The 18,238-nt window shown below is 60.8% G+C and carries 16 protein-coding genes; 9 read left to right on the forward strand and 7 right to left on the reverse strand.

Annotated elements, in window-relative coordinates; all coding sequences use genetic code 11:
- Nucleotides 1-110 precede the first annotated feature (110 nt).
- Complete coding sequence (sohB, locus tag BUE92_RS17530; protein ID WP_073525269.1) at nucleotides 111-1,136, reverse strand: protease SohB; 1,026 nt, start codon at nucleotides 1,134-1,136, stop codon at nucleotides 111-113.
- Nucleotides 1,137-1,330: 194 nt separating this feature from the next.
- Between sohB and BUE92_RS17535 the strand changes: the two genes are divergently transcribed.
- The gene (locus BUE92_RS17535) at nucleotides 1,331-2,041 is read left to right on the forward strand and encodes a histidine phosphatase family protein (RefSeq protein ID WP_073525270.1); all 711 of its coding nucleotides are present in this window, start codon (nucleotides 1,331-1,333) and stop codon (nucleotides 2,039-2,041) included.
- 56 nt (nucleotides 2,042-2,097) lie between these two features.
- Nucleotides 2,098-2,412, forward strand: coding sequence for an SCP2 sterol-binding domain-containing protein (locus BUE92_RS17540; RefSeq protein ID WP_034125754.1), 315 nt, complete (start codon nucleotides 2,098-2,100; stop codon nucleotides 2,410-2,412).
- Nucleotides 2,413-2,540: 128 nt separating this feature from the next.
- On the opposite strand, the gene BUE92_RS17545 is transcribed toward BUE92_RS17540, so the two are convergent.
- Nucleotides 2,541-5,177, reverse strand: coding sequence for an MGH1-like glycoside hydrolase domain-containing protein (locus BUE92_RS17545; protein WP_073525271.1), 2,637 nt, complete (start codon nucleotides 5,175-5,177; stop codon nucleotides 2,541-2,543).
- Nucleotides 5,178-5,375: 198 nt separating this feature from the next.
- On the opposite strand from BUE92_RS17545, the gene hglS reads away from it, so the two are divergent.
- Nucleotides 5,376-6,752, forward strand: coding sequence for a 2-oxoadipate dioxygenase/decarboxylase HglS (hglS, locus tag BUE92_RS17550; protein ID WP_073525272.1), 1,377 nt, complete (start codon nucleotides 5,376-5,378; stop codon nucleotides 6,750-6,752).
- 609 nt (nucleotides 6,753-7,361) lie between these two features.
- Here hglS and BUE92_RS17560 read toward each other — a convergent pair.
- Nucleotides 7,362-7,586 (reverse strand): DUF465 domain-containing protein, encoded by a 225-nt coding sequence (locus BUE92_RS17560; protein WP_073525275.1) that lies wholly within the window; start codon nucleotides 7,584-7,586, stop codon nucleotides 7,362-7,364.
- Nucleotides 7,587-7,761: 175 nt separating this feature from the next.
- On the opposite strand from BUE92_RS17560, the gene tkt reads away from it, so the two are divergent.
- The gene (tkt, locus tag BUE92_RS17565; protein WP_073525277.1) at nucleotides 7,762-9,816 is read left to right on the forward strand and encodes a transketolase; all 2,055 of its coding nucleotides are present in this window, start codon (nucleotides 7,762-7,764) and stop codon (nucleotides 9,814-9,816) included.
- Nucleotides 9,817-9,846: 30 nt separating this feature from the next.
- Here tkt and BUE92_RS17570 read toward each other — a convergent pair whose 3' ends face one another.
- Nucleotides 9,847-10,758, reverse strand: coding sequence for a LysR substrate-binding domain-containing protein (locus tag BUE92_RS17570; protein WP_073525280.1), 912 nt, complete (start codon nucleotides 10,756-10,758; stop codon nucleotides 9,847-9,849).
- Nucleotides 10,759-11,008: 250 nt separating this feature from the next.
- Between BUE92_RS17570 and BUE92_RS17575 the strand changes: the two genes are divergently transcribed.
- The 4 genes from BUE92_RS17575 to BUE92_RS17590 all read left to right on the forward strand — a co-directional run bounded on the left by BUE92_RS17575 (nucleotide 11,009) and on the right by BUE92_RS17590 (nucleotide 15,480).
- On the forward strand, nucleotides 11,009-12,424 hold the full coding sequence (locus tag BUE92_RS17575; RefSeq protein ID WP_073525282.1) for a purine-cytosine permease family protein: 1,416 nt from the start codon (nucleotides 11,009-11,011) through the stop codon (nucleotides 12,422-12,424).
- Between the two features lie 439 nt (nucleotides 12,425-12,863).
- Complete coding sequence (locus BUE92_RS17580; RefSeq protein ID WP_073525284.1) at nucleotides 12,864-13,355, forward strand: GNAT family N-acetyltransferase; 492 nt, start codon at nucleotides 12,864-12,866, stop codon at nucleotides 13,353-13,355.
- Between the two features lie 183 nt (nucleotides 13,356-13,538).
- A complete protein-coding gene (locus BUE92_RS17585; RefSeq protein WP_073525286.1) occupies nucleotides 13,539-14,354 on the forward strand; it encodes an alpha/beta fold hydrolase in 816 nt (271 codons plus the stop codon).
- A complete protein-coding gene (locus BUE92_RS17590) occupies nucleotides 14,344-15,480 on the forward strand; it encodes a PAS domain-containing sensor histidine kinase (protein ID WP_073525289.1) in 1,137 nt (378 codons plus the stop codon). Before BUE92_RS17585 ends, BUE92_RS17590 begins: the two co-directional genes overlap by 11 nt.
- Here the strand turns inward: BUE92_RS17590 and dapF are convergent.
- On the reverse strand, nucleotides 15,477-16,280 hold the full coding sequence (dapF, locus tag BUE92_RS17595; protein WP_073525291.1) for a diaminopimelate epimerase: 804 nt from the start codon (nucleotides 16,278-16,280) through the stop codon (nucleotides 15,477-15,479). The genes BUE92_RS17590 and dapF overlap by 4 nt on opposite strands.
- A gap of 158 nt (nucleotides 16,281-16,438) precedes the next feature.
- Here dapF and BUE92_RS17600 point away from each other — a divergent pair, with 158 nt between their 5' ends.
- Entirely contained in the window at nucleotides 16,439-16,936 is a 498-nt protein-coding gene (locus BUE92_RS17600; RefSeq protein ID WP_073525294.1) for an AAA family ATPase, read from the forward strand.
- A 42-nt stretch (nucleotides 16,937-16,978) separates the two neighbouring features.
- Here BUE92_RS17600 and BUE92_RS17605 read toward each other — a convergent pair whose 3' ends face one another.
- Nucleotides 16,979-17,389 carry an SRPBCC family protein gene (locus BUE92_RS17605; RefSeq protein WP_073525296.1) on the reverse strand — a complete coding sequence of 137 codons (411 nt, stop codon included), beginning with the start codon at nucleotides 17,387-17,389 and terminating at the stop codon, nucleotides 16,979-16,981.
- Nucleotides 17,390-17,414: 25 nt separating this feature from the next.
- The gene (locus tag BUE92_RS17610; RefSeq protein ID WP_073525298.1) at nucleotides 17,415-18,212 is read right to left on the reverse strand and encodes an SDR family NAD(P)-dependent oxidoreductase; all 798 of its coding nucleotides are present in this window, start codon (nucleotides 18,210-18,212) and stop codon (nucleotides 17,415-17,417) included.
- Between the last annotated feature and the right edge of the window lie 26 nt (nucleotides 18,213-18,238).

Here is an 18,238-nt window from a genome sequence, read left to right on the forward strand (position 1 = left end):
AAGGATGGGGCATGGACATTCTAGAAAAGACTTGGAATTGCGAAAGTACTTGGCCGGGCAGACACCAGCGGGCTTGCTCGCGCCCACTGGATAATGGCCTACATACTGGGTTACCAGAACCGTTGCTGGGTCAAGCGGCTCCACCAGGTCAACAGCACCCGGTCCACCGAACCGCTGGCCGCCAGGCCCACGCGCTCTTGCAGGCTCTTACGCTCGGCATAGTGCAGGTGGAACACTTCGGCGGTCTTGGCCTTGGTGGCCAGGTATTCATCGCTGGTTTGCAACTCATCGACCAGTTGTTTGTCGAGAGCGGCAACCCCCAACCACACTTCGCCAGTGGCCACCTCGTCAATCGCCAACTGCGGGCGGTAACGCGAGACGAAGTTCTTGAACAACTGATGGGTGATGTCCAGGTCTTCCTGGAACTTCTCCCGGCCTTTCTCGGTGTTTTCGCCAAACACAGTGAGCGTGCGCTTGTATTCACCGGCGGTCAGCACTTCAAAGTCGATGTCGTGTTTTTTCAGCAGGCGATTGACGTTGGGCAACTGCGCCACCACGCCAATGGAACCGAGAATCGCAAAAGGGGCGCTGATGATCTTCTCGCCGATGCACGCCATCATGTAGCCGCCGCTGGCCGCGACTTTGTCGATGCACACGGTCAACGGCACGCCGGCCTGGCGGATACGCGCCAGTTGCGAGGAGGCCAGGCCATAGCTGTGCACCATGCCGCCGCCGCTTTCCAGGCGCAGCACCACCTCATCCTTGGGCGTGGCCAGGCTCAGCAGTGCGGTGATTTCATGGCGCAGGCTTTCGGTGGCCGAAGCCTTGATGTCACCGTCGAAATCCAGCACGAATACCCGTGGCTTGGGCTCGGGTTTCTTCTTCTCTTTCTTCTTTTCAGCTTTGCTTTCGGACTTGCGCAGGGCCTTGAGCTGGTCCTTGTCGAGCAGGCTGGACTCCAGGCGCTCACGCAAGCCCTTGTAAAAATCATTCAGCTTGCTGACCTGCAATTGGCCGGCGGATTTACGACGACCTTTGTTGCGCAGTGCTGCAAAGCTGATCAGTACCACCAGAATAGCGACCACCAGGGTGACGGTCTTCGCCAGAAAGCTCGCGTATTCGGCCAGAAAATCCATATGTCTCCTTAAAAAATGCACTGCGCCAGGCGCGGATGGCCCCAGCATACCGACGCCACTGCGAAGGAGCCAGTGATCAAACCGCCAGCAGGCGGGCTCCAACGCGCTTTTAAAACAAGCGTATGTTTTTTCATTGACAGCTCGCAGGCATCCTCATAACCTCGCCAGACTTTCAACGTACCGGGAAAACGGACGTGGGCAGCATTTATCTGATTCGACATGGCCAGGCTTCCTTCGGTGCAGACGACTATGACGTCCTCTCGCCCGTTGGCGTGGAACAAGCGCAAGTGCTCGGTCGCCACCTGGCAGACCTGGGCATTGCGTTTGACCGCTGCATCGCCGGTGATCTGCGTCGCCAGCAGCACACCGCCAGCGCCACGTTCGACCAGTACAGCGCCCTGGGCTTGCCGGTTCCGGTGCTGGAAACAGACAGCGCGTTCAACGAGTTCGACGGCGAGGCGATCATTCGCGGCCTGTTACCCGACCTGCTCAGCAGTGAACCGGATGCCGTGCACATCCTGCGCAATGGCCCGCAGAACCGCCGCGAGTTCCAGCGCATTTTCGCCCTGATCATCGAACGCTGGCTGGCCGGCACCTATGATCCGCCCGGGCTGGAAAGCTGGCTGGGGTTTGTCGAGCGGGTCCAGGGTGGCTTGCAGCGCATCCTGGAAGCCGCGAACCACACCGACAAAATCGCCGTATTCACCTCCGGCGGCACCATCACCGCCCTGCTCCACCTGATTACCCGAATGCCTGCCGCCCAGGCCTTCGAAATGAACTGGCAAATTGTTAACACCTCGCTCAACCAACTCAAGTTCCGTGGTCGCGAGGTGGCACTGGCTTCCTTCAACAGTCACGCCCACTTGCAACTGTTGAAGGCGCCGCAGCTCATCACTTTCCGATGAACTGCGGCCAACCGTGACCCCAAGGTCACTGGACTCTACCCTTAAGGATCGAAACCATGACTGACGTAGCTAAAGCAGTAGAAGCAATGAAAGCCAAATTCAACCCAAGCGCTGCCGAAGGCTTGGACCTGGTGTTCGGTTTCCGTATCGACGACAGCAAGAATTTCTCGCTGGTGGTCAAGGACAAGACCTGCGAACTCAAAGAAGGCGAAAACCCTGACGCGCAGGTCACCCTGGTGATGGACAGCGAGACCCTGGAAGGCATCGTCGACGGCTCCACCGACGGCATGCAAGCGTTCATGGGCGGCAAGCTGCGCACCGAAGGCGACATGATGCTGGCGATGAAGCTGAGCGAGCTGTTCCCTTCCTGATTCACGGGTAACCCTGAATCCCTGTGGGAGCGGGCTTGCTCGCGAATGCGCAGTGTCAGCTAATGCATCAGGCACTGAACCACCGCATTCGCGAGCAAGCCCGCTCCCACATTTGGTGTGCTGATTGCTTAAGGTTTTGGTTGCAACAGTAACGCCACCAACGCGCTCCACCCGGTCTGGTGTGAAGCCCCCAACCCTCGCCCTGTCTCACCATGAAAATACTCATGGAACAACACCAGCTCACGACTGGCCGGGTCCTCCTGCAACTGCGCATACCCCGCCATCGACGGCCGCACACCGTTTTCATCTTTTAGAAACAACCGCGTCAGCCGCTCGCTGAGGCTGTCAGCCACTTCCTCGAGTGACGCCAGATACCCACTGCCCGTTGGATACTCCACGGAAAAATGCTCCGCGTAATAGCGATGAAATTCGCGCAACGATTCAATCAGCATGTAATTGACCGGCATCCACAGCGGCCCGCGCCAATTGGAGTTGCCGCCGTACAAGCGTGAGTCGGACTCACCGGGCTGGTAACTGGCGCACAAGGTGTCGCCATTCATCTTCAACGCCAGGGGCTGCTCGGCGAAGGCCTTGGACAGGGCGCGCACACCGAAGGCCGACAAGAACTCCTGCTCATCCAGCATGCGTCGCAGCAAATCCTTGGTGCGCTCACCGCGCAGCAGCGCCAGCAACAGGCGGTTGCCCTGCCCCGGTTCGGTCCAGCGCGAAACCAGCCTGGCCAGGTCCGGCCGATGATGCATAAAGCCCAGCAGGCGCTCGCGCAAGCCTTCCAGGCCCTCGTGTTCGCGCTGTTCCAGCACCAGCACCGCGAACAGCGGCATTAACCCGACGATGGAACGCAGGCGCACCGGTTCGCTCTGGCCATCAGGACGGTGCAGCACGTCATAGAAAAACTGGTCCTGCTCATCCCACAAACCTTCGGCGCTGTCATCGACGCGGTTGATAGCGCCGGCGATGTAGAGGAAATGCTCGAAAAACTTCACGGCAATGTCCACATACACCGCATTGCGCTTGGCCAACTCCAGGCCGATGCGCATCAGGTCCAGGGCATAGGCCGCCACCCAGGCGGTGCCGTCGGCCTGGTCCAACTGGTAGCCCGGCGGCAACGTGGCCGAGCGATCGAACAAGGCGATATTGTCCAGGCCCAGAAAACCGCCCTGGAACAGGTTGCGGCCCTCGGCGTCCTTGCGGTTGACCCACCAGGAGAAATTCAGCAGCAGCTTGTGAAAGATCCGCTCCAGGAAATCCATGTCGCCCACGCCGGTCAACGCCTTGTCCTGCTGATATACCCGCCAACTGGCCCAGGCATGCACGGGCGGGTTGGCGTCGTCAAAGCGCCATTCGTAGGCCGGCAATTGGCCGTTGGGGTGCATGAAGCGGTCCTTTACCAGCAACAACAGCTGTTGCTTGGCGTAACCAGGGTCGATCAGCGCGATGGCCACCGCCTGGAAGCCTTGATCCCAGGAGGCATACCAAGGGTATTCCCAGGTGTCGGGCATGGACAGGATGTCGAAGTTGGACAGGTGCCGCCAATGGGTATTGCGGATATGCAGACGCTCGGGCGGCGGCGCGGGCTGGGCCGGGTCGCCGTCAAGCCACTGGTTCACGTCGAAATAGTACAGCTGCTTGGACCATAGCAGGCCGGCCAGGGCCTGGCGTTGCACAGTGCGCGCATCGTCATCGGCAAGGCCCTGCTGCAAGACCGCGTAGAAGTCATCGGCCTCCTGGCGCCGCTGTTCCAATAGCTTGCGTGCATTGACGTCAGGCGCGTCCACAGGCGCAAAACGCAGGTAAAGGATTTTGCTTTCCTGGCCCGCCAGTTCAAGGGTGAACTGCGCGGCCACCTTGGTGCCCGCGTCCCGGCGAATGGCCGACTCGACCCCGCCCACCACGTAATCGTTAATGCCATCCTTGAATGGCCCCGGCGCCGGTTGCCCGTCCAGTCTGGGCCGATTGGTTTCGTTTTCGCAGAAGAGCCATTGCACCCCGTCCTGGCCCCAGGCACTGAGGTGGCGATCATCGAGCTCATGATGACGCGCCAGCACTCGCTCGCCGTCCAGCCTCAAACCGGGCTTGGGTGCATCGAAGGTCCAGCTCCAGTCATTGCGTGCCCAGAGCTGGGGCAGCACCTGCAGGCGTGTGGGTTGGTCAGAACGGTTATGCACGGTGACGCGCATGAAAATATCGTCGGGCTGATGCTTGGCGTATTCGACACTGACGTCGCAGTAGTGGTTGTCTGCAAACACACCGGTATCAAGGATTTCATACTCGGCATCCGCCAGCCCACGACGGGCGTTTTCGGCGATCAGTTCAGCGTAGGGAAAGGCCGCATGGGGATATTTGTAGAGCATGCGCATGTAGGCATGGCTCGGTACGCCATCGACGAAAAAGTACAGTTCCTTGACGTCTTCACCGTGGTTGCCTTCGGCGTTGTCGAGGCCGAACAGACGTTCCTTGAGGATTGCGTCACGCTCGTTCCACAGCGCCAGGCCCAGGCACCAGCGTTGAGCCTTGTCACTGAAACCGGCCAATCCGTCCTCGCCCCATCGATAGGCGCGGCTGCGGGCGTGCTCATGGGGGAAGTAGGCCCAGGCGTCACCGTCGGCACTGTAGTCTTCGCGCACCGTGCCCCATTGGCGCTCACTCAAATACGGGCCCCACTCGCGCCACTGCTCGGCGCCTGGCGTTGCCAGGCGCTGGCCTTCGAGGGTGTGCAGCAGGTTGGTTGCGGGTTTGGCCGTCATTGGGTCCTCCTTCACCTACACAGTGGCGCGCAGTGTAGAGCCCAATGACGCCCGCTTGCACATGAAGACGTGGACGCAGGGTCAATTCATTCATTTGCAGAATGAAGTCCAGAGGAATCTTCGTTTGCAAGCCGGCAGGCCGCTCAACAAAATCAGGCAAAGGCCACTTTCATCGCTCCAGTCATCAGGAATTTTTCTATGCACGCCATTGCACATGTCAGCCCTGACGAGATCCGCAAGGGCTTTTCCAAGGCCATGTCCGACATGTATCGAGAGGAAGTTCCGTTATATGGCGCGCTGCTGGAGTTGGTGGCCGAGACCAATGCACGTGTGCTCGACAGCGAACCGGGCTTGGCGCACCAGCTCAAACGTACCGGCGAAATCCAGCGCCTGGGCATGGAACGCCACGGCGCCATCCGCCTGGGCACCGCTGCGGAACTGGCAACTATCAGCCGTTTGTTCGCGGTGATGGGCATGCAACCGGTGGGCTACTACGACCTCACCCCCGCTGGCGTGCCTGTTCACTCCACCGCCTTTCGCGCCGTGCATGAATACGCGCTGCAAATCAGCCCGTTTCGCGTGTTCACCTCATTGCTGCGCCTGGAACTGATCGAAAACCCCGACCTGCGCGCCTTCGCCGAAAGCGCCCTGGCCAAGCGCTCGATCTTTACCGCCGAGGCCTTGGCATTGATCGACCAGGCAGAAACCCAAGGAGGCTTGAATGCCAGCGATGCCGAGGCCTTTATCCGCCAGGCCCTGGAGACGTTCCGCTGGCACCACACTGCCACAGTCACCGGCGCCCAATATCAGCAACTGAGCGACCAGCACCGCCTGATCGCCGACGTCGTCGCGTTCAAAGGCCCGCACATCAACCACCTGACGCCACGCACCCTGGACATCGACCAGGTGCAGGCGGCGATGCCCGGCAAAGGCATCACTCCCAAAGCCGTGATCGAAGGCCCACCCCGGCGCCAGTGCCCGATCCTGCTGCGCCAGACCAGCTTCAAGGCCCTGGACGAACCCATCGCCTTCACCGATGCCCACGGCAGCCACAGCGCGCGCTTCGGCGAAATCGAACAACGCGGCGTCGCGCTTACGCCTAAAGGCCGTGCCCTGTACGACCAACTGCTGAACGCCGCCCGCGACGAACTCGGCACATTCCCCAATGAAGCCAACGCCGAGCGCTATGTGCAATTGATGGAACAGCACTTCCACGCCTTCCCCGATAACTACCCACAAATGCGCGAGCAGGGCTTGGCGTATTTTCGCTACTTCGTCACCGACAAGGGCTTGGCTGCACGCGGCCAGGTCGACCAGCCACGCACATTGGAGGCGCTGGTCAGTGCCGATCATGTGGCGGTGGAGCCGCTGGTGTATGAGGACTTTTTGCCGGTCAGTGCGGCGGGGATCTTCCAGTCAAACCTGGGGGATGGGGCGCAGAGTCACTACGCGGGCAACTCCAACCGGGCAGCCTTCGAGCGGGCGCTGGGGCGCAGGACGATTGATGAGTTGCAGTTGTATGAGCAGACGCAGCAGCGCTCTATGGATATATGCGTTGAAACGCTGTTGAAATGACTGGATGCAAGACCGAACGCCAAGCGTCACGGCGTTGATGGTAACCACGATGCGAAGCGAGCCGCTCTTGATCTTGATCTGCTTTTGATCTTAAGCGCCCCGTTAAACCACGCTGGCCGGAATTCGACAGGGATTTGGGGGGTAAACCGGCAGGGATGCCGGTTTAGCCGCCCCGCGCCATGGATGGCGCGTGGCGGCGGCCCCCCAAATCACTGGCGGATTACGGGCACACCGAGCCTAAGCGAGGTGCCGAGTGGTGGGGCAAGAGCGCTTTGCTTACTTTCGCGCTTTTCGAAAGTGAGCCGCCGTCAGGGCGGAACCCTAAGTGGCCGTTACCGCAGGAATGGATATGTACTCGGTATAACTGTGTCAGCTGTAAGGCCGTCATCGCAGGCAAGCCAGCTCCCACGGGCAGCATTTGCAGCCGACCGATTCGGCCCGGTGTTGCATGAATTCTGAGGATGCCCACCCGGCTCAAACAACGCAATCCTTGCGCCGCAACAAGCCCCAGAGCCGAGTGGACGGGGCGCATCATAAGGAGTGAAACGGCGCTTGTCTTCCAGACAATTCTGAATAAATGTGCATATTTCGTATGTGCGGCGGGTTTGCTTAAGCCAGCCGCCCCGCGATCTTGTCCTTGATCGACAAGCGCTTTTTCTTCAACACCTCCACCTCCATGTCGTCGGCTTTGCGCGACTCGGCCTCCAGCACCTCCCCATCAGCAGCATCATATTGGGTAAGCAGCGAATCCAGCCGTTTGTCCTTCGCCCTGCGTTCGTGAACAGCTTCCTTGCTCAATCCCAAGTCCTGATACAGGTCGTGTTTCACTGGCATGGCGTACCTCCACAGATTGATCGATGGTCTACGCCCTTGAAGCTAGCCCATTCCAACAGGTCTTGTCATGTTTGAGGTCAATCGCGTCCCGTTCGTCGCGGCGCACGCGATGGGATCAAACCTTTGCCCCGCCTTGCCCTCCACTGTAGATCGCCACCCCAGGGAGAACGGTTATATGAATTACGTTGCCACTGCTGCCGACACCCAATGCATCAACACCCTACGCACCCTGGCCATGGATGCCGTGCAGAAGGCCAATTCGGGTCACCCTGGCACGCCCATGGGCCTGGCGCCCGTGGGGTACACGCTGTGGAGTCGCTTCCTGCGTTATCACCCCGAACATCCCGATTGGCCCAACCGTGACCGTTTTGTGTTGTCGGTGGGGCATGCCTCGATGTTGCTGTATTCGCTGTTGCACCTGGCCGGCGTGGTAGAGATCGACGCCCACGGCAAGCGTTCCGGCCAACCGGCCGTCAGCCTCGAGGATATCAAGCAGTTCCGGCAGATGGGCTCCAAGACCCCTGGCCACCCCGAGTACCGCATGACCACAGGCGTAGAAACCACCACCGGCCCGTTGGGCCAGGGCTGCGCCAACAGCGTGGGCATGGCCATGGCCGAGCGTTGGCTGGCTCAGCGCTTCAACCGCGACGGCCAGGTGCTGTTTGACTACGACGTCTACACCCTCTGCGGTGACGGCGACATGATGGAAGGCATCAGCAGCGAAGCCGCGTCCCTGGCCGGGCACTTGAAGCTCGATAATCTGTGCTGGATCTATGACAACAACACCATCAGCATCGAGGGCCACACTGAGCTGGCGTTCAGTGAAGACGTGATCCAACGCTTCCAGGCTTATGGCTGGCACACCGTGCATGTCACCGACGCCAATGACTTGCAGGCCTTGAGCGTGGCGTTGGAAACCTTCAAGGCCAACACCGGCGCGCCCACCTTGATCGTGGTGGACAGCGTGATCGGCTATGGCTCGCCGCACAAACACAACACCGCTGCCGCCCATGGGGAGCCGTTGGGGGACGATGAAATTCGCCTGACCAAGGCCGCCTATGGCTGGCCGCAGGATTCCAGTTTCCTGGTACCGCAAGAGGCTCGCACAGTGTTGCGCGATGCCCTTTACGAACGTGCCGAACCGTTGTACGCCGAATGGAACCAGACCCTGGCCTCCCTCGACCCGCAACGGGCCGATGAACTGCAACGCATGCGTGCCGGCGAAATGCCCGAGCAGTGGCAGGCGCACCTGCCAGACTTTGCCGCAGATGCCAAAGGCGTCGCCAGCCGCGCCTCGGGCGGCGAGGTGTTGAATGCCTTCGCCCAACAGATCCCCTGGCTGCTGGGCGGCTCGGCGGATTTGTCGCCCTCGACCAAGACCAACCTCACCTTCGACGGTGCCGGGCGCTTCAGCGCGGATGATTACAGCGGGCGCAACCTGCACTTCGGTATCCGCGAACACGCCATGGGCGCAATTGCCAACGGCATGGCGCTGTCCTACTTGCGTCCGTACACCTCGACCTTCCTGGTCTTCAGTGATTACATGAAACCGCCGATCCGCCTGGCGGCGATCATGGAATTACCCGTGATCTTCGTGTTTACCCATGATTCCATCGGCGTCGGCGAGGATGGACCGACACATCAGCCGATCGAACACCTCACCCAACTGCGGGCCACGCCTGGGCTGTTGACCTTGCGCCCGGGCGATGCCAATGAAACCCTGGAATTGTGGAAAGTCGCCCTGGCGCAGACTCATCGGCCGAGCTGTCTCGTGCTGTCACGCCAGCCGCTGCCCACCCTGGATCGCACCCAGTACGCGGCGGCCTGCGGTGCGGCCAAAGGTGCCTACGTGCTGGCCAGTGCGGTAAAACCTGAGGTCATCCTGATAGGAACAGGCAGCGAAGTCAGCCTGGCGGTGGCCGCGTATGAGCAGCTCAAAGGTGAAGGCATTGCCGCCAGCGTGGTATCGATGCCCAGTTGGGAGCTGTTTGAAGACCAGGATCAAGCCTACCGCGACAGTGTGCTGCCGCCCGCGGTGAAAGCCCGCGTAGTGGTGGAACAGGCAGGTCCCTTGGGCTGGGACCGCTATGTCGGGCAGACCGGCGCCAAGGTGGTGATGAACAGCTTTGGCGCCTCGGCACCGCTGGCGAAGTTGCAGGAGAAGTTTGGGTTTACCCTGGACAATGTGGTGAAGCTGGCCAAGCAACAGCTCCAGTTGGCTGAGCACTGACCCGCATAAGCGCGCGGGGTTGGATCGCAGTCACGCCAGTAACCGCGCAAGTTCTTCACGGCAATAGTCGACAAACAACTGCACCGGCTTGGTCAGCGGTGCACGGCGCAACCACACCGCCGACAACCCGGACCCCGTGACCGTTTCCACCAAGGGAATGCACACCACCTTCTGCCCATCATAGGTGTACTCGCTGAAGGGTTTGGTCACCAGGATCGAGAACCCGAACCCGCGCCCCACCATGCCCCGCACCATTTCGATGGAGGGCGAGCTGAACACGATATTCGGGGTCAGCCCGCGCTCTTCGAAAATGCTCACGAAGTAGGTACGGCTGGGCAACACGTCCAGCAAAATCATCGGCTCCAGCACCAGGTCGGTCAGGGACACCTTGGCCTGTTGGGCAAAGCGGTGATCGGCCGGCAGCAACGCATAGGGCTGTTGGGGCGGCATCAGCGGCGTGGTCTCGATGGTGCCGCCCAGGTCGTGCTCAAACAACATCGCCACGTCGATACTGCCTGCGGTCAGCGCCTGCACCAATTCCTGCTGCTCGCCATCGCGGATGCGGATCTCCACCCCTGGCCAGCGTGCCTTGAAGCCGGCGATCAAGCGTGGCAGGTACAACGGCGCCACGGTTTCAAAGCAGCCGATGTCGATCTGCCCGGCCACCACATCATTATCCGCCAGGGCGTTCTGCTCGAACTCATGGGCCACCCGCAACAGCTCCAACGCCTTGCGATAAAAGCGCGCGCCACTGGGCGTAAGGGAAACGCCCTGGGCGTGGTGGCGGATAAACAACTGCACGCCAAAGCTGTCCTCCAGTTGTTTGATCGCCGTGGACACCGACGGCTGGGCGATATACAGCTTGCGCGACGCCTCGGCGACGCTGCCGCATTCGGCCGTGGTCACAAAATATCTGAGCTGGCGCAGGTTGTAGGCAGCCATCGGCACCTCCATAAACGTGGGTTTTCGCCCCAGACAGGTGCGCAGATACACCGGTTTTTCAAGCCATTGAAGCCCATGCAACATACCGGAGCATAAAACCACGTGAGATATTTTTTTTAAGGTCTATAGCAACAAACTTACTAATTTACCTGCCTGCGCCCATTACAGATGATCACTCCAACAACAAAGCGCCGCCCGTGCAGCGCATAGCGAAGTACGTCCACGTACTCACCTTGCCTTGGAGCTCGTCATGGTTACCACTGCAACATCCTCCGCCCCGCTCATCGAAAAACACACGATTGGATACGTGCCCCCGGAAGATCGCCATGGAAAGGTAAGAGACCTGTTCACCCTGTGGTTCGGCGGCAACATCGCGCCGTTGCCGATCGTCACTGGCGCACTGGGTGTGCAACTGTTCCACCTCAACCTGGTGTGGGGCATTGTCGCCATCCTTGTCGGCCATTTGGTCGGCGGTGTGTTGATGGCATTGCACTCGGCCCAGGGCCCGCAGATGGGCATCCCGCAGATGATCCAGAGCCGTGCGCAGTTCGGCTCCCTCGGCGCGTTGCTGGTGGTAGTGATTGCCGGGGTGATGTACATCGGCTTCTTCGCCTCCAACATCGTGCTGGCCGGTAAATCCCTGCATGGCGTGGTGGACGCCGTGCCTGTGCCGGTGGGCATCGTTATCGGCGCCATTGGTTCCGGGATCATCGGCATCATCGGCTATCGCTTCATCCACGTACTCAATCGCATCGGCACCTGGGTGCTGGGCGCGGGCATCGTGCTGGGCTTTGGCTACATCTTCACCCATGTGCAGACCACGGATTTCCTCACCCGTGGCAGCTTCAACATTTCCGGCTGGCTGGCCACCGTTTCCCTGGCCGCGCTGTGGCAGATTGCCTTTGCGCCCTACGTGTCGGACTACTCCCGCTACCTGCCAGCCGACGTGCCGGTAGCCGCCACCTTCTGGACCACCTACCTGGGCTCGGCGCTGGGGTCGAGCCTGGCCTTCATCTTCGGCGCCGTGGCAGTGCTCGCCACGCCGGTAGGCATGGACACCATGGACGCCGTCAAACTTGCCACCGGCGCCATCGGCCCGTTGATGCTGGTGCTGTTCCTGCTCAGCGTGATCAGCCACAACGCCCTCAACCTGTACGGCGCGGTGCTGTCGATCATCACCCTGGTACAGACCTTCGCCTACCGCTGGATCCCCACCGCGAAAAGCCGTGCGGTGATCTCCATCATCGTGCTGGCCGCCTGTTCGATTGCGGCGGTGTTTGCCTCCCAAGACTTCATCGGCCACTTCGTCGACATGGTGCTGGTGCTGCTGGTGGTGCTTGTGCCCTGGACGGCGATCAACCTGATCGACTTCTACGCCATTCACAAAGGCCAATACGACATCGCCTCGATCTTCCGTGTGGATGGCGGCATCTACGGCAAGTACAACCCGCAGGCGCTGCTGGCCTATGCGGTGGGGATCGCGGTGCAGATTCCGTTCATGAACACGCCGCTGTACGTCGGGCCGATTTCGCAGCACATCAACGGCGCGGACTTGTCGTGGGTGGTGGGGCTGGCGGTGACGTCACCGTTGTACTTCTGGCTGGCGAGTCGGGACAGTGCGTATAAGCGCCGGATGGACGGGGGCAAGTTGGTGGGTGGGGTTTGATACATCCTGTCGGTTGCGACTGATTGAAAAACGCGACTTTGATTCACCTGCTGTGGCTTGATGTGCTGTGAATAGTGAGAAAACCCGCCTCGGCGGGTTTTCTGGTTTTTGGGAAGCTCAAACCTACCCCAATGCCAACCAGTCAAGCGTCATCGCTTTGTGTAGGAGCGAGCTTGCTCGCGAAAAACGTCAACGATAACGCGTGCTTCCTGAATAAACGCGGCGTCTGTGAGCTTTTCGCGAGCAAGCTCGCTCCTACAGTTGAATCGCGAGGTGTCAGGTAGATATGCGCGGGCTTTGGGACCGTCACGGGAGCAAGCTCTCTCGCCACAGGTCCAGCGTCGCATCAAAATTGAGTCTCAGCCTGCAGGGCCAATGGCTTTGCGGTGCCAAAGGTGTAAATGTTTCTTTATGATGTGGCCTTTCACTGAACATCGGAATGCCCATGCCCACCTTGCGCAACGCCCTGCCCACCGACGCCGCACGCTGCTTTGAAATCGAAACCAGCGCCTACGAAGGCGACGAAGCCGCAACGTTTGAAAAGATCGCCACGCGTATCGCGCAGTATCCCGAGGGCTTTTTGATTTTGGAGGAAGATGGCGCAGTGGTGGGTTTCATCAACTCTGGCTGCGCCCATGAGGTGGTGATGTCGGATGAGGCGTTCAAGGAGTTGGTGGGCCATGTGGCCGAAGCGCCGAATGTGGTGATCATGTCGGTGGTGGTCGACCCGGCCCATCAGGGCAAGGGTTATGCGAAAAGGCTGATGACTGAGTTCGTACAGCGCATGCAAGCAAGGGGCAAGCGCACGATCCACCTGATGTGCAAGGAGCAGCATGTACCGTTGTACGACCGCATGGGTTATACCTACGTGCGGCCTTCGCCTTCGGATCACGGCGGTATGGCGTGGCATGAGATGGTGAGGACGCTTTAATACAAGCCATTGCACTTATGCGCTGCGTGCAGCCAGCGTCAACCAATGCCCAGCCGGTGAGTGACTTCTACTTCACCGCGCGCCGACATTACCTTATCTGCACGCAAACGCGTGACCCAGGGCCTGCGGCTATCTAAACTGCCCGCTAAGCTGCATAGCAATTAGCCATCCTACGAGAACCCCATGGACCTACGTCACCGCAACAATGTACATGTGATGGGCAACGGTCCCTCGACACTGGTGTTTTCCCACGGCTTTGGTTGCAACCAGGCCATGTGGAATGCCTTGGCACCGCACTTTCTCGACCGCTTTCGCGTGGTGCTGTATGACCTGGTCGGCGCCGGCCTGTCGGACTTGAGTGCGTTCGACAAAGCCAAATACAGCCGCCTGGATGGCTATGCCCACGACCTGAACGAGATTATCGACGCCTACGCCCAAGGCCCGGTGATTCTGGTGGGCCACTCGGTGAGCGCGATGATCGGCACCCTCGCCGACCGTTTCCTCCCGGGCCACATTGCCGCACACGTGATGATTGGCCCATCGCCGCGCTATATCGACACCGATGAGTATGTCGGCGGTTTCCAGCACAGCGACATCGACGACCTGCTCGACACCCTCGACAGCAACTACCTCGGCTGGTCCAGTGCCATGGCCCCGGTGATCATGGGCGCGCCGACGCAGCCGCACCTGAGCGAGGCGCTCACCGACAGCTTCTGTCGCACCGAGCCGGACATCGCCAAGCAGTTCGCCCGCGTGACCTTCCTGTCGGATAACCGCCAGGATGTGTTCGGCCTGACCACCCCAGTGCTGATCCTGCAATCGACCGACGACCTGATCGCCCCCGTGGCCGTGGGTGAATACCTGCACACCGTATTACCTAACAGCACTTATTGCCTGGTCGAGAATGTCGGCCATTGCCCGCATATGAGCGCCCCCCAGGCGTGTGCAGCGGCGATGGACCGGTTCCTGGTCCCTTGGGCGGCTGCCGATGCCCATTGACCCGCTGTTTGACAGCGCGGCCTGTGCCCTGGCGGTGACCCAGGAAGATGGCACGATCCTGCACGTCAACCCGCGCTTGTGCGATTGGCTGGGCTTCACTGCGGCCCAACTGCTGGGCCGGCGTTTCCAGGACCTGCTGGCCATGGGCGGGCGGATTTTCTACCAGACGCACCTGGCGCCAATGCTGCGCATGCACGGCAGCGTTACCGAGGTGAAACTCGACATCCGCCATTGCAACGGGCACAAAGTCACAGTCTTGCTCAATGCCAACCAGCGCCAGCAGCCGGACGGCGTGGTGTACGACCTGGCACTGTTCGGTACCACTGACCGTGACAAGTACGAGCGCGAACTGCTCAATGCCCGCAAGCAGGCCGAAGCCCTGCTGCAGGAAAAAACCGCCACGGAGCTGGCCCTGCAACAGGCCCAGGCCGAGCTGAGCGAGGCCTACGCCATTGCCCAGCGCCGGGCGTTGTTTGCCGAACAGATGGTGGCGATTGTCAGCCACGACCTGAGAAACCCTCTGACTGCGATCCGCATGGCCGCCGACTTTCTCCAGCGCGGCGAGCGCACGGCCAAGGAGCGCCAGCTACTGGGGCATATCGGCCAGTCATCCGAACGCGCCCATCGGATGATCGCCGACCTGCTGGACTTCACCCAGGCCCGGGTCGGCCAGGGCATCACCATCAAGCCTCAACCGCTGGACCTGCACAGCGTTATTCATCGCAGCGTCGACGAACTGCGGGTGGCCTTCCCCACGGCCACGCTGGTGCATTACGCCGAGGGCCAGGGTGACGCCTGCCTGGACGCCGACCGCGTGCAACAAATGATCGGTAACCTGGTGGCCAACAGCGTGGCCTATGGCGACTTGCTGCAGCCGATCACCATCACCTCACGCCTGGGCGACAACACCTGCGCGGTCGCGGTACACAACCACGGCCCGGCGATTCCCCAAACCCTGCTGGCCGGGTTGTTCGAACCCATGACCCGCGGCACCGACAAAGGCAGCGACGTGCGTAGCGTAGGCCTGGGTCTGTATATCGTGCGCGAACTGGCCAAAGTACATGGCGGCGACGTGGTGGTGAGTTCCTGTGCGAGCGCAGGCACCACGTTTACCGTGAAGTTCTAGTCCAGGTACGCGGTGCCCTGCATGATCGGCTCGACACAGCCGGTCAATATCACGCCGCCCTGCCCGTCCCATTGCACCGTGACCGCGCCACCGTCGCACTGGACTTCCACACGCTCATCGAGCAGCCCTCGCCGGATGCCATTGACGACCGCCCCGCAACAGCATGAACCGGACCCCAGCGGCACACCGCCGCCACGCTCCCAGATACGCAGGCGGATATGGCCGCGGTCCAGCACTTGCACGAAATGCACATTGGTCCTGGCCGGAAACAGCGGGTGAACTTCCAGGGCCGAGCCCATGGCCTCAATATCGAGCGCAGTCACGTCCTCTACAAAAAACGTGCAATGCGGGTTGCCCATGCTGCACGCTGCCGGCTGGCCGTCGATAGGCAACACGCAGGTGTCCATCGCCTTGGCCAAGGGTACCGACGCCCAGCCCAGCGAGGGTGCGCCCATGTCCACCGACACCCGCTGCCCATCAGCACGTGTGCATGTCAGCAAGCCACGGTCGCTGCGCAGCAGGATGGTTTGGGTGCCTGCCTCATGCATCAGGCGATCGGCCACCCCACGAGTCGCGCTGCCGCAGGTTTGCAGGCGTGTTCCGTCCGGGTTCCAGAACTGAATGCGCGCGGCAGCCTCCTCACAGTCGAGCACCACCGCCAGTTGATTGAAACCGATGCCGGTACGGCGGTTACCCAGGTGACGGGCAATCTGCGCAGTAATGGGGTTATCCTCGCCACGGCGGTCGATGATGATGAAGTCGTCGCCGTGGGCATGCATCTTCACGAACGGCAAGGTCATGGGCGCTCCAGTTAGTGAAATGAGTCAAGCGGTTCTAATACCACTGTAGGAGCGAGCTTGCTCGCGAAAACCCCACAGGCGCCGCGTTTATTCAGGAAGCACGCATTATCGTTGACGTATTTCGCGAGCAAGCTCGCTCCTACAGGGATTGATGGGTCATGCTTATTGTATTCAGCGGCTTGCCTGGCAGTGGCAAGACCACGATTGCCAGGGAGCTGGCGCGACAGTTGGGCGCGGTTTACCTGCGTATTGATGTGATTGAGCAGGCGCTGCGGGAGGCTGCAGTGTTGGCGGGCGATGTGGGGGCCAGTGGCTACGGTGTGGCGAATGCGCTGGCGCTGAGTAATCTGCGCCTGGGACAGCGGGTGATCGCCGATTGTGTGAACCCGGTGAAGGAAAGCCGCGATGCCTGGCAAGCGGTGGCGACAGCGGCCGGCGTGGCGCTGCTCAATATCGAGGTGGTGTGTTCCGACCAGCAGGCGCATCGGCGTCGAGTCGAAGGGCGTGTGGGCGATATTCCGGGGCTGGTACCACCCACCTGGGAATCGGTGCAGGTGCATGAGTATGAACGCTGGGAAACGCCGCCGTTCAGGCTGGATACGGCGCAGATGACGCCGGCAGAGGCTGTCGCGGCAGCCTTGCTCCATATAGGCTAAAACCCACCTGTGGCGAGGGAGCTTACTCCCTCGCCACAATCTTCAGAAGTTACCGCGCAGCGCCTCAAGCCCGCCTTCGTAAATACCGGCAAACAATTCCTCGACTTGCGCATCGGTGGTACCCGCTGCCGGCGTGAACACGCCGGACCAGGTCACTTTCGCCGAGGTTTCCGTCAGCGCTTCAACTTGCAAGGTCGCCAGGTAAGCACTCACCGGAAATGGCGACGTTTCAATGGTGTAGCTGTAGGTGCGCGCCACGTTGTCGAAAGTTTGCAAACGCTCGACAATCGCGCCGCCGTCAGCGGTGGTCAGGTGACGCACACGGCCACCCTCGCTCGGCTCGCTCTTGGCAATCAAAGGCAGCCAGTCGGGCAGGCTGTTGAAGCCGCCAATCAGTTGCCAGACCTGGTCGGCCGACACCGCAATTTCAATCACAGAAGAAGCTGTTGCCACGATCAATACTCCAGTCAGGAAAAAATCAGATTGCCATGCTGTCGACCACGCCACCGTCGACCCGCAGCGCGGCACCGGTCGTCGCCGAAGACAGCGGTGAAGCAATGTACGCCACCAGGTTCGCCACTTCATCCACATTGGCCGCACGCTGGATGATCGAGGTGGGCCGCGCATGGCGCACAAACACATCTGCTTCGTCTCGGGCACTGCGCCCGGATTCGGCCGTGGCGTCCTTGAGCATGTGTTCCAGGCCATCGGTAAAGGTCGGCCCCGGCAAGATAGCATTCACCGTCACCCCAGTACCCGCCAGGCGCTTGGCCAGACCATGGGACACCGCCAGGTTGGCGCTTTTGGTCACTCCGTAGTTGATCATGTCCGCCGGCGTCGCCACGCCGGACTCCGACGACACGAAGATCACCCGGCCCCAGCCCTGCTCGACCATACCCGGCACATAATGCCGCGCCAGGCGCACGCCGCAGATCACATTGACCTCATAGAAGCGCGCCCACTCACTGTCCGGTGCGTCGAAGAAATCCACCGCGTCGAAGATGCCCAGGTTGTTGACCAGAATGTCGGCGCGGGGTTCGGCGGCGAAGAGTTTCTGTGCGCCTTCAACGGTCCCGAGGTCGGCCACTAAACCACGCAGTTGAGCAGCGGGAACCGCCTGGCGAATGCTCGCCAAGGCGTCGTCCACCTTGCCTGCGTCACGCCCGATCACCACCACCGTGGCACCGGATTGCGCCAGGGCCTGGCTGATGCCCAGGCCGATACCGGCGGTGCTGCCGCTGACAATAGCCACTTTGCCGCTTACATCAATCTTCATACTCAAGCTCCTTAACGTGAGAGAGG

This window comes from Pseudomonas fluorescens (assembly GCF_001902145.1).
GTDB lineage: Bacteria > Pseudomonadota > Gammaproteobacteria > Pseudomonadales > Pseudomonadaceae > Aquipseudomonas > Aquipseudomonas fluorescens_BV.

Excerpts from the sequence above, each read along its gene's own strand:
- sohB (WP_073525269.1), bottom strand. The coding sequence starts at position 1,136 with ATGGATTTTCTGGCCGAATACGCGAGCTTTCTGGCGAAGACCGTCACC.
- BUE92_RS17540 (WP_034125754.1), top strand. The coding sequence starts at position 2,098 with ATGACTGACGTAGCTAAAGCAGTAGAAGCAATGAAAGCCAAATTCAAC.
- BUE92_RS17545 (WP_073525271.1), bottom strand. The coding sequence starts at position 5,177 with ATGACGGCCAAACCCGCAACCAACCTGCTGCACACCCTCGAAGGCCAG.
- hglS (WP_073525272.1), top strand. The coding sequence starts at position 5,376 with ATGCACGCCATTGCACATGTCAGCCCTGACGAGATCCGCAAGGGCTTT.
- BUE92_RS17560 (WP_073525275.1), bottom strand. The coding sequence starts at position 7,586 with ATGCCAGTGAAACACGACCTGTATCAGGACTTGGGATTGAGCAAGGAA.
- tkt (WP_073525277.1), top strand. The coding sequence starts at position 7,762 with ATGAATTACGTTGCCACTGCTGCCGACACCCAATGCATCAACACCCTA.
- BUE92_RS17570 (WP_073525280.1), bottom strand. The coding sequence starts at position 10,758 with ATGGCTGCCTACAACCTGCGCCAGCTCAGATATTTTGTGACCACGGCC.
- BUE92_RS17575 (WP_073525282.1), top strand. The coding sequence starts at position 11,009 with ATGGTTACCACTGCAACATCCTCCGCCCCGCTCATCGAAAAACACACG.
- BUE92_RS17580 (WP_073525284.1), top strand. The coding sequence starts at position 12,864 with ATGCCCATGCCCACCTTGCGCAACGCCCTGCCCACCGACGCCGCACGC.
- BUE92_RS17585 (WP_073525286.1), top strand. The coding sequence starts at position 13,539 with ATGGACCTACGTCACCGCAACAATGTACATGTGATGGGCAACGGTCCC.
- BUE92_RS17590 (WP_073525289.1), top strand. The coding sequence starts at position 14,344 with ATGCCCATTGACCCGCTGTTTGACAGCGCGGCCTGTGCCCTGGCGGTG.
- dapF (WP_073525291.1), bottom strand. The coding sequence starts at position 16,280 with ATGACCTTGCCGTTCGTGAAGATGCATGCCCACGGCGACGACTTCATC.
- BUE92_RS17600 (WP_073525294.1), top strand. The coding sequence starts at position 16,439 with ATGCTTATTGTATTCAGCGGCTTGCCTGGCAGTGGCAAGACCACGATT.
- BUE92_RS17610 (WP_073525298.1), bottom strand. The coding sequence starts at position 18,212 with ATGAAGATTGATGTAAGCGGCAAAGTGGCTATTGTCAGCGGCAGCACC.